Genomic DNA, 8,450 nt, shown 5'->3' on the forward strand with positions numbered 1-8,450 from the left:
TGATTCTATTGAGAAAGATAGATGGATAACAATGTTAGAATTATCTGATTGGTACATACTTCTGTGCATTGAGGATGGGAAATATGTTGGTGCGAGTAGTTTTTGTCAATCACGATTTTCTGAGTATCCCAATTATGGAGAAATTGTTACTATGTATTTATGTCAAGAGCATATAGGGAAAGGGTATGAAACAAAATTATTTGAAACAGTTATTCTAGAATTAAATAATAAAGGATATCTTTTTGTGGGTTTTGGATGAAAATGATTTAGAAAAAAATTTTATAAAAAGCATCATTTTATAGAAACTGACAACTGTATCGATGTTAATATTGGAGGGAAGATTCTTCGAGAAGTAATGTATGTATATAAAGGATAGTGATAATTAAAAGAATTAAAATTATTGACATTAATAAGAGTTCAATGTGATGTTAGTAACGATTTTTCTTTAAATTTATTACTTATAGGAAATAATATTGTTAAAAACAGTAAATCAAAAAAGGTTTACTGTTCTTTTCATTTGGGGAATAAGGCAATAAATTATTTTAAATATTAAAAATTAGGGTATGTTAATAGACAGATATAAAAATGAGTGAGGGGACAATATGGTTGTAGGAATGAGGGTTATTAAGACTGCAATAGCAATAGCTATCGGAGTTTTGATTTCAAGTATATTTCAATTACGATATCCTTTTTTTACTGTGATTGCAGCAATTATTGCTATGCAAAATACGTTAGATGACAGTTTTAAAAAAGGATTAGGGAGGATTTCAGGGACTACTTTAGGAGGAATAGCAGGAATTATTTATTTAAATTTTTGTATTTCCGAATCTAATTTATTGAATTCCGTTATCATTGGAATTCTTGCTGTTCTGATTATGTATGTTCAGTTGAAGTTAAAATGGAGTCAATCGATTCAAATTTCACTAATTGTATTTTTATCCATCTGTCTTACGACAAGGGATGAAAGTGTATCGTATTATGCAATTGTTCGTGTATTAGATACTGTGATAGGAATTGGGATTGCTTTTGCAGTCAATTATCTGATTTCACCTCCTAACTATGAGAAACAGTTTATGAATAATGCAGAGCAATTGTTTTTGGAAGAAAAACAAGTTTTTTTGCAAAAATTGAGTAAGGATAAAGTAATTGATATCGAGTTATTGGAACAGAGATTATCTAAGATAAAACAACTGTATAAACTATATTTAGCTGATAGTAAATGGTATACGAAACATTTATTGAATGATGGCTCAACTGTGATTGTGTGGGATGAGGTTATCAGAGACTTAAATGAAGTATATCGACATATTTGTATAATGCAGGAGTTACAATTGTACGGAAATTTAGATGATGAAAATCATAATCGATTGCAGGATATGTTAGGGTATGATGTATCAATTTTGTATCGGAAATCATGTTATGAAAACTCTATAAAAATTGATGGAGAATCTGTTGAAAAAGAGGCATTTTTTCGTCAAGAGTATTACAATAGTTGTGAAGAGTGTTTGGAGGAAGAGACAAAGGTAATTTATAATTATCATATTCATAAGATATTAGATGGTTTAGAGAGATTGAAACAACAATTAGAGGAAGTAGGAGGGACTGTAAATGAAAAAATATGATGTGATTGTGATAGGAACAGGTGCTGGCAATATTATTTTGGAAGAGGCGTTAAAACAGGGATTATATTGTGCGCAGATTGAAAAAGGAAAGTTCGGTGGAACTTGTCTGACGAGAGGTTGTATTCCGACAAAGGTATTGGCAACTGTTGCAGATCAAATAAGAAAAATGGAAGAACTTGGTAACATTGGAATTAAAACGACAAAACCTATTGTGGATTGGGAAGTAGTGTCTGACAGAGTTTGGGATAAGATTAGCGAAAGTGATGAATTGAATGAGTTTTATCATCTTCAAACTAATTTAGATGTGTATGAAGGGACAGGATATTTTGTTTCTGATAAAGTAATAGAAGTATCGTATAACAATGGAACAACACCAGAACAAATGACAGCTGATAAGATTTTTATCAATGTGGGAGGAAGAACGAAGGTTCCATCTATCAAAAATTTGGAAGAAGTTGGATATCTGACAAGTGAGACAATTTTTGGAGAAAAGTATCCTACAAAACCATATAAAAGTTTGATTGTTGTTGGAGGCGGACCAATCGGAGTAGAGTTTGCACACATTTTCTCTGCAATGGGAACAAAAGTTACCGTAGTGCAGCACAATGTTAGACTGTTGCCGAAGGAGGAGAAGGAAAGTTCAGAATTGGTCTTGAAATACCTTAGAAAATTTGGAGTAGAGGTTCATTTGAATAAAGAAACTAATGAGATTAGACAAGAAGAAACAAAAAAGGTTTTAGAGATTCAAGATAGGGAAAGCGGAGAAATTACGACAGTATCAGCAGAAGAAATTTTTATAGCGCCCGGAATCAGACCAAATTCCGACATGTTAAAAATAGAGAATACTTCTATTGAGATTGATAAAAGAGGTTGGATTGTAACAAATGAATTTTTGGAAACGAGTGTAGAAGGTATTTGGGCAATCGGTGATATTAACGGGAAACAACAGTTCAGACATAAAGCGAACTATGAGGCTGATATCGTTGCACACAATTTGTTTATGGGAAAACAACCGAATGAATTTCGTTGGGCGGAATATTCATTGGTCCCTTATGTAACATTCTGTTATCCTCAAGTTGCCCATGTAGGTTTGACACAAGAGGAAGCAGAAAAGTTGGGATATGAAGTTTCTATCGGGATGAATAGATACTCTCAAACAGCAAAAGGATATGCGTTGGGATTTGAACCGAATAGTGAGTATGACGGATTTGCAAAATTGATTTTGGATAAAAAAACGAACCGTATCTTAGGATTGCATGTTACAGGAGAAGATGCGTCTGTTTTGATTCAATCTTTTGTTACGATGATGAATACCAAAACACATATCTTGCAACCGATCAATTCGCATATTGGAAGCGAAGTTGCACAACAGTTGCGAAGAGAAGGATTGACAAGAGAGCTGGCATCTGATCAATTTAGAACCTTAAGAGAAACCATGGTGGCACATCCTACTTTGTCAGAAGTACCTGCATGGACTTATTATCATGTAGATGAAGAATTGTGATGATAAAGAAAGCTAATAACTTTGAAAGAGAACTTTTGTAACTTTACGGAGGTTCTCTTTTTATTTTGTTAACGATTTGATAGAGTTGTGGTTTTGAATATAAAGTATAAGTAGTATATCTATTTTCTATGTATTATCATTTCAAGAGGGTATCGATAGTTGTTACTTACTTCAATGATTGTAAAGCGAACTAAACTCTTTTTTTGACCGGACAAGGTATATGAAGTAGATGACATCAGTAAAAGAAAGAGAGATGAGTCTTTAGAGGACGAGCAAAGAGAACAGTTTGGAATTTATTGTTTTGAAGTAGAAAAAAGATGATAACAATACTTTGTTGTGTTACAATGAAACTATATTGAACAAAAGGAGAATAAAGAACATGAAATATAAGAATAAGGCAGTGGTGCTGGGAGCAAACTATTATATCGGTTTAAGTACGATTCGATGTTTGGGAAAAGCAGGTGTATCCGTTACAGCTATTGATTATGATAGAGATAAAGCATACGGTTTGGAATCAAGATATTGTGAAGAGATTGGAATTGCACCTCATTATAAAAATGAACCGGAGCAATTTTTGTCATTTTTGATAGATTATGCAAAGGTCCAAGAAGAAAAGCCGGTTTTGATTCCTACTGCAGATCCTTATGTAGAGTTTGTAGATACCTATTTTGATGAATTAAAAAAATATTACCTGTTTCCAATGCAAGAAAAAGGAATTTATACGAAGTTGATGGATAAAGATAAGTTCTATCAATTTTGTCAAGAAGTGGGAGCTGTGATTCCGGAAACAGTACTCTTGGATGAGGAAAATTTTATGGAAAAGGTAAAACAGAATGTTGGATTTCCTTGTATGGTAAAACCGGCAGACTCTCCTTCGTTTATGCATGAATTCAGGCAAAAGATGTTTAAGGTTCATGATGAAAAAGAGCTTGAAGAAGCAGTAGCAAAAGCAAAAGAAAAAAATATTGATGTATTTATTCAACGAATTATTCCCGGATTTGATGACCATATGTATACGTTTGATGCATATATCAACCAAGAGGGAGAGATTACACATTGGACAACTTGTCAAAAATATAGACAGTATCCGATTAACTTTGGTGCTTCAGTTTATACAACACAAAAATATGTGAAAGAGTTATATGATATTGCAGCGCCTTTCTTAAAGAAAACAGGATTTCGAGGATTTGCAGAAATAGAGTTCAAAAAAGATGAAAATACAGGACAGTTCTATATTATTGAAGTGAATGTTAGAATCACGAACTTTAATGCACTGTTGTATAAGTGCGGATTAAATATGCCGTACATTACTTATCGTGAGATGGTAGGACATCCGGTACCGAACATGTCGATTGAAAAAGATTTAGGAATTGTATTTTGGTGTGCTTATGAAGATATGTTTGCAGTTAGAGACTATATTAAGACGAAACAACTGACACCTTTTCAGATAGCAAAATCATACTATACTAAAAAAGCTCCTGCGATTTGGGACATAGATGATTTAAAACCGTTTTGGAAGTTTAACAAGCAATTGACAGCAAGGGTGATGGGCAAATTTCAAAAAAAGAAGTAAGAATGAATGGAAGGGGAAACGAGATGAAGCTATCTAAACTGTTGCAAAATGTGTCTGTGATAGAATGTAAAAATGTAGATATGGATTTGGAAATTTCTTCTCTTGCTTATCATTCAGCAAAGGTAGAACAAAATGGAGCGTTTGTCTGTATCAAGGGATATAAGACGGACGGACACAAATATTTGACCTCTGCAGTTGAACATGGAGCGATTGTTGCGATTGTAGAGACTTTTCAAGACATAGAAATTCCTCAGATTAAAGTGGAGGACAGTAGAATTGCACTTGCAACTATGGGTTCAAACTATTATGATCATCCTTCTAAAAAGATGACTGTGATAGGAATTACAGCAACAAACGGAAAGACAACAACGGCGTTTATGGTAGATGAAGTTTTGAAGAAGGCTGGTAAAAAGACAGGGATTATCGGAACGGTAATGATTCGTTCTTTAAATGAGGTGATTCCTTCTGTTTTAACAACACCGGAATCTTTGGATCTTCAAAAATATATGGCGATGATGGTTGAGCAGGGCGTGACACATCTGACAATGGAAGTATCTTCTTCTGCGTTGGAATTGCACCGTGTTCATGGTGTAGATTTTGATTTTGTATGTTTTAACAATATCAGTCGTGACCATATTGATTTACATGGAAGTTTTGAAGATTATTTTCGAATTAAATCTTCTTTGATTAGAGGAATGAAACCATCTGCAAAAGCAGTAATCAATGCAGATGACAGTTTGTTACATGACCTTATTCAGGAAAAGCATAATCAAGTTATCACATACAGTGTAGAAAGTAATTGTGGTGATTTGTATTGCACACAGCTTGACTTGAGTACAGGAATTGCAAGTTGGAAGGTTGTACCAAATCATAGTGAAAGTGAGTTAAACCTATTGAGTAATGAGGTTGACATGGCTCTTTCTGTTCCAGGTTATCATAGTGTTTACAATGCGATGGCTGCAATGGAATTATGCCTCTTGTGTCAGATTGACATTGATATGATTCGTGATGGTTTACGGTCTTTCAAAGGTGTAGAGAGAAGGTTTGAACTAATCTATGATAAGGAGTTTAAGATTATAGACGATCATTTTGCAAATACGGGAAATATTCGTGTGACATTGGAAACCTTGAAAAAAATGAAGTATGAACAATTACATTTTCTCTATGCGATTCGAGGTTCTCGTGGTGTTGTTGTTAATCGTGAGAATGCAGAAGAAATTTGTCGTGGAATTCAAAATCTTCCATTGAAGACTTTTATCGCAACAAAGAGTGTATGTCATGTAACGGAAAAAGATGTGGTAACGCAGGAAGAAGTTTCTGTTTTTGAAGAGAGTATGAATCGTTATAACAGGACAGTACCCATCTATGATGACTTGGAGGAAGCGATTGCATTTATCTTGAACGAAGTAAAGATGGGAGATGTAATCCTATTAGCCGGCTGTCAGGGGATGGATTCCGCTGGAAAGATGATATTACAACAATTGGCAAAGGGCAAGTCTCAGGAAGAACAGAAAGAAATTATGAAGTGTGTGGAGCATCGTGTGTGTGGAATATAACAATAGAAAACGAGGGTAGTTTTCTCATATCAGCACCATAAAAAGTAGTAGCAAAAGTTTTTTGATAGAATGAAACACAAGCATTTTTTTAATTAGATTATAAATTACAAATAAAAAAGATATGTATCAGAATAGAAAGATTTTTTCAGAATCATTCCCTTATGAGTACATATCTTTTTATTTATTTTTTTAAGGAGTTCTATCTAGATAGAACACTGTTCATTTGTTCTTCTGAAATTAAGTTATTGTCAAGCATTGTTTTTAGTACATGTCTTTGCCGTGTTTTCGCGCGTTTGAAATGCTTGTTAAGAGATAGCATACTTGGAGACTGTGGTAATCCGGCCAATAAGGATGCTTCGTTCAAGGTTAAATCAGAAGGAGCTTTTCCAAAATAACCGTAAGAAGCTTCATGGATTCCATAATGTCCTTCTCCGAAATAAATAATATTGACATATAACTCCAAAATTTCATCTTTTGTCAACTGTCGTTCTAACTCTCTTGCAATAAAAAGTTCCGGTATTTTTCTATCCCCTTTGTCTTTATGAGAGAAATACATATTTTTGGCAAGTTGTTGTGTAATAGTACTTCCACCTTCACGCCATTTGCGATATTTGATATTATTTCTCATCGCACGAACAAGACCGATAGGATCAATAGCACCATGTTGATAAAAACGGCTGTCCTCTACAGAATAAATTGCATTCTTGAAGTGAGGACTCACTTGTTTTAATGTAGTGTAATGCCTTGATTGTCGAATGGTGTCTATTTTCTGTTCAACCGGAACATCGTGCACGATATATTGATAGTATAGGTATCCACGACCGAATATCATTAAGGTAACGATAATGACTAGAGTTAATACAAGTAAGAACACCTTTTTCAAAAATTTATGAAGTAATGTCATGATTGTTCCTCCATAACTTCAAAAGAATAAGTTTATTTTAGAACCAGTTTTTTGCCAATGATTGTTTCAAATTCATCTAAAATTCTGGAAGCATCTCTCAATTCCATATCCAAATAAATGGAGGCGGAAATTTCCATAATGATTTCAGTATCTGTTATGGTGAAATCAATATTTTTTACTACGTTATCCATTCTTTTATCGAGTGATTCTGCAAGTTTTAGGATGACACCTAATTTTCGAATAATAGTGATATCATCTTCCGTTAGAATCTCAGAGTATTGGTCAAAAGTGATATAAGAATTGTTTTTTCTATGAAATGAAGCTATATAAGCACTCATTAACAATTCTTTGTGAGTCAAACCGCAGATAGGAGAATTCAAGATAACCCAGTAAGAATGATGATGGTGGTTGTAATAATTGATAACGGAACCGCTATCATGCAATAAAGCACTGGTGTTTACAATTTGATGCAAATCAACATCTTTTGTTTCAGGTAAGTTCAATACATCTCTGATATTGGTGAAAATCTCCATTGCGAGCCATCTGATTTGAAAAGCGTGAAGAGAATCAAGCTCCATTAGTTTGATAATATTTTCGATAGAGTGCATCAAAGGACTTCGGATAATAATTTTTTTCTCCTTCATTAAATAGTTGTAGAAAACACCTTCTTTTAAACCGTTTCCACTAATTGTGATGGAAGGAACGGATAATTTTTGAAGTAGTGTCTTTGTAAAGAAGATAGAACCGAGCAAAATATTGTAGTCATGTTGAATATCCTCGTTCTTTTCCCAATTCTCCAACACTTCTAAGTTGAAATTTTCGTAGAGATACTCAATACGGTCGATATTGGTAGAGTATCCGTGAACAATATCCAACGGATATTTTCTAAGATACATATCTAACCTTGCAATGTATCTAATATTTCTTCCCATTGCAATAACAGGTAGATTTTCTAATGTCGAAAGCCATGGTACTTGTTGAATTACTTTATCTGCAATTACATTGATTTTATGTTCTTTTTCTTCTTTTGAAAGAGAATTATCTCTAAAAATACGTCCTAATTGAATAGCACCTTCTGGAAAACTGTAAAAAGATTCCATTGTTCTGTGTTTCATGTGAATCAGTTGAAAACTTCCGGCACTTAAATCAAAAATCAGCCCGTTAGGATGTTCGACAAAAGCAGAAGTCGATAACATATCATAGTAACACTGTTGTTCTTCGCTGATTAGTTCTATTGGGATTCCAACTTTCTTCTTAATCAAATCCACGACAATATTCGAGTTGGAAACAG

General features: G+C 33.8%; 7 protein-coding genes. 5 read left to right on the top strand and 2 right to left on the bottom strand.

What is annotated here, in order from left to right:
- The 5 genes from ACO5GE_RS07405 to ACO5GE_RS07425 all read left to right on the top strand — a co-directional run.
- The coding region (locus ACO5GE_RS07405) for a GNAT family N-acetyltransferase (protein ID WP_484830281.1) at nt 1-259 on the top strand (259 nt) is incomplete at its 5' end.
- Between the two features lie 343 nt (nt 260-602).
- Nucleotides 603-1,622: an FUSC family protein gene (locus tag ACO5GE_RS07410; RefSeq protein ID WP_484830282.1), complete on the top strand. Its 1,020-nt coding sequence runs from the start codon at nt 603-605 to the stop codon at nt 1,620-1,622.
- The gene (locus tag ACO5GE_RS07415; protein ID WP_484830283.1) at nt 1,609-3,126 is read left to right on the top strand and encodes a dihydrolipoyl dehydrogenase family protein; all 1,518 of its coding nucleotides are present in this window, start codon (nt 1,609-1,611) and stop codon (nt 3,124-3,126) included. Before ACO5GE_RS07410 ends, ACO5GE_RS07415 begins: the two co-directional genes overlap by 14 nt.
- 379 nt (nt 3,127-3,505) lie before the next feature.
- Nucleotides 3,506-4,699, top strand: coding sequence for a carboxylate--amine ligase (locus tag ACO5GE_RS07420; protein ID WP_484830284.1), 1,194 nt, complete (start codon nt 3,506-3,508; stop codon nt 4,697-4,699).
- Between the two features lie 23 nt (nt 4,700-4,722).
- Entirely contained in the window at nt 4,723-6,255 is a 1,533-nt protein-coding gene (locus ACO5GE_RS07425; protein WP_484830285.1) for a Mur ligase family protein, read from the top strand.
- A 199-nt stretch (nt 6,256-6,454) separates the two neighbouring features.
- Here ACO5GE_RS07425 and ACO5GE_RS07430 read toward each other — a convergent pair whose 3' ends face one another.
- Together ACO5GE_RS07430 and ACO5GE_RS07435 are read right to left on the bottom strand one after the other, a co-directional pair.
- Complete coding sequence (locus ACO5GE_RS07430; RefSeq protein ID WP_484830286.1) at nt 6,455-7,159, bottom strand: transglycosylase domain-containing protein; 705 nt, start codon at nt 7,157-7,159, stop codon at nt 6,455-6,457.
- Nucleotides 7,160-7,191: 32 nt separating this feature from the next.
- Nucleotides 7,192-8,450, bottom strand: a 1,259-nt coding sequence (locus ACO5GE_RS07435) for a Ppx/GppA phosphatase family protein (RefSeq protein WP_484830287.1), incomplete at its 5' end; no start/stop codon positions are given.

It is taken from the genome of Filifactor sp. (assembly GCF_057248345.1).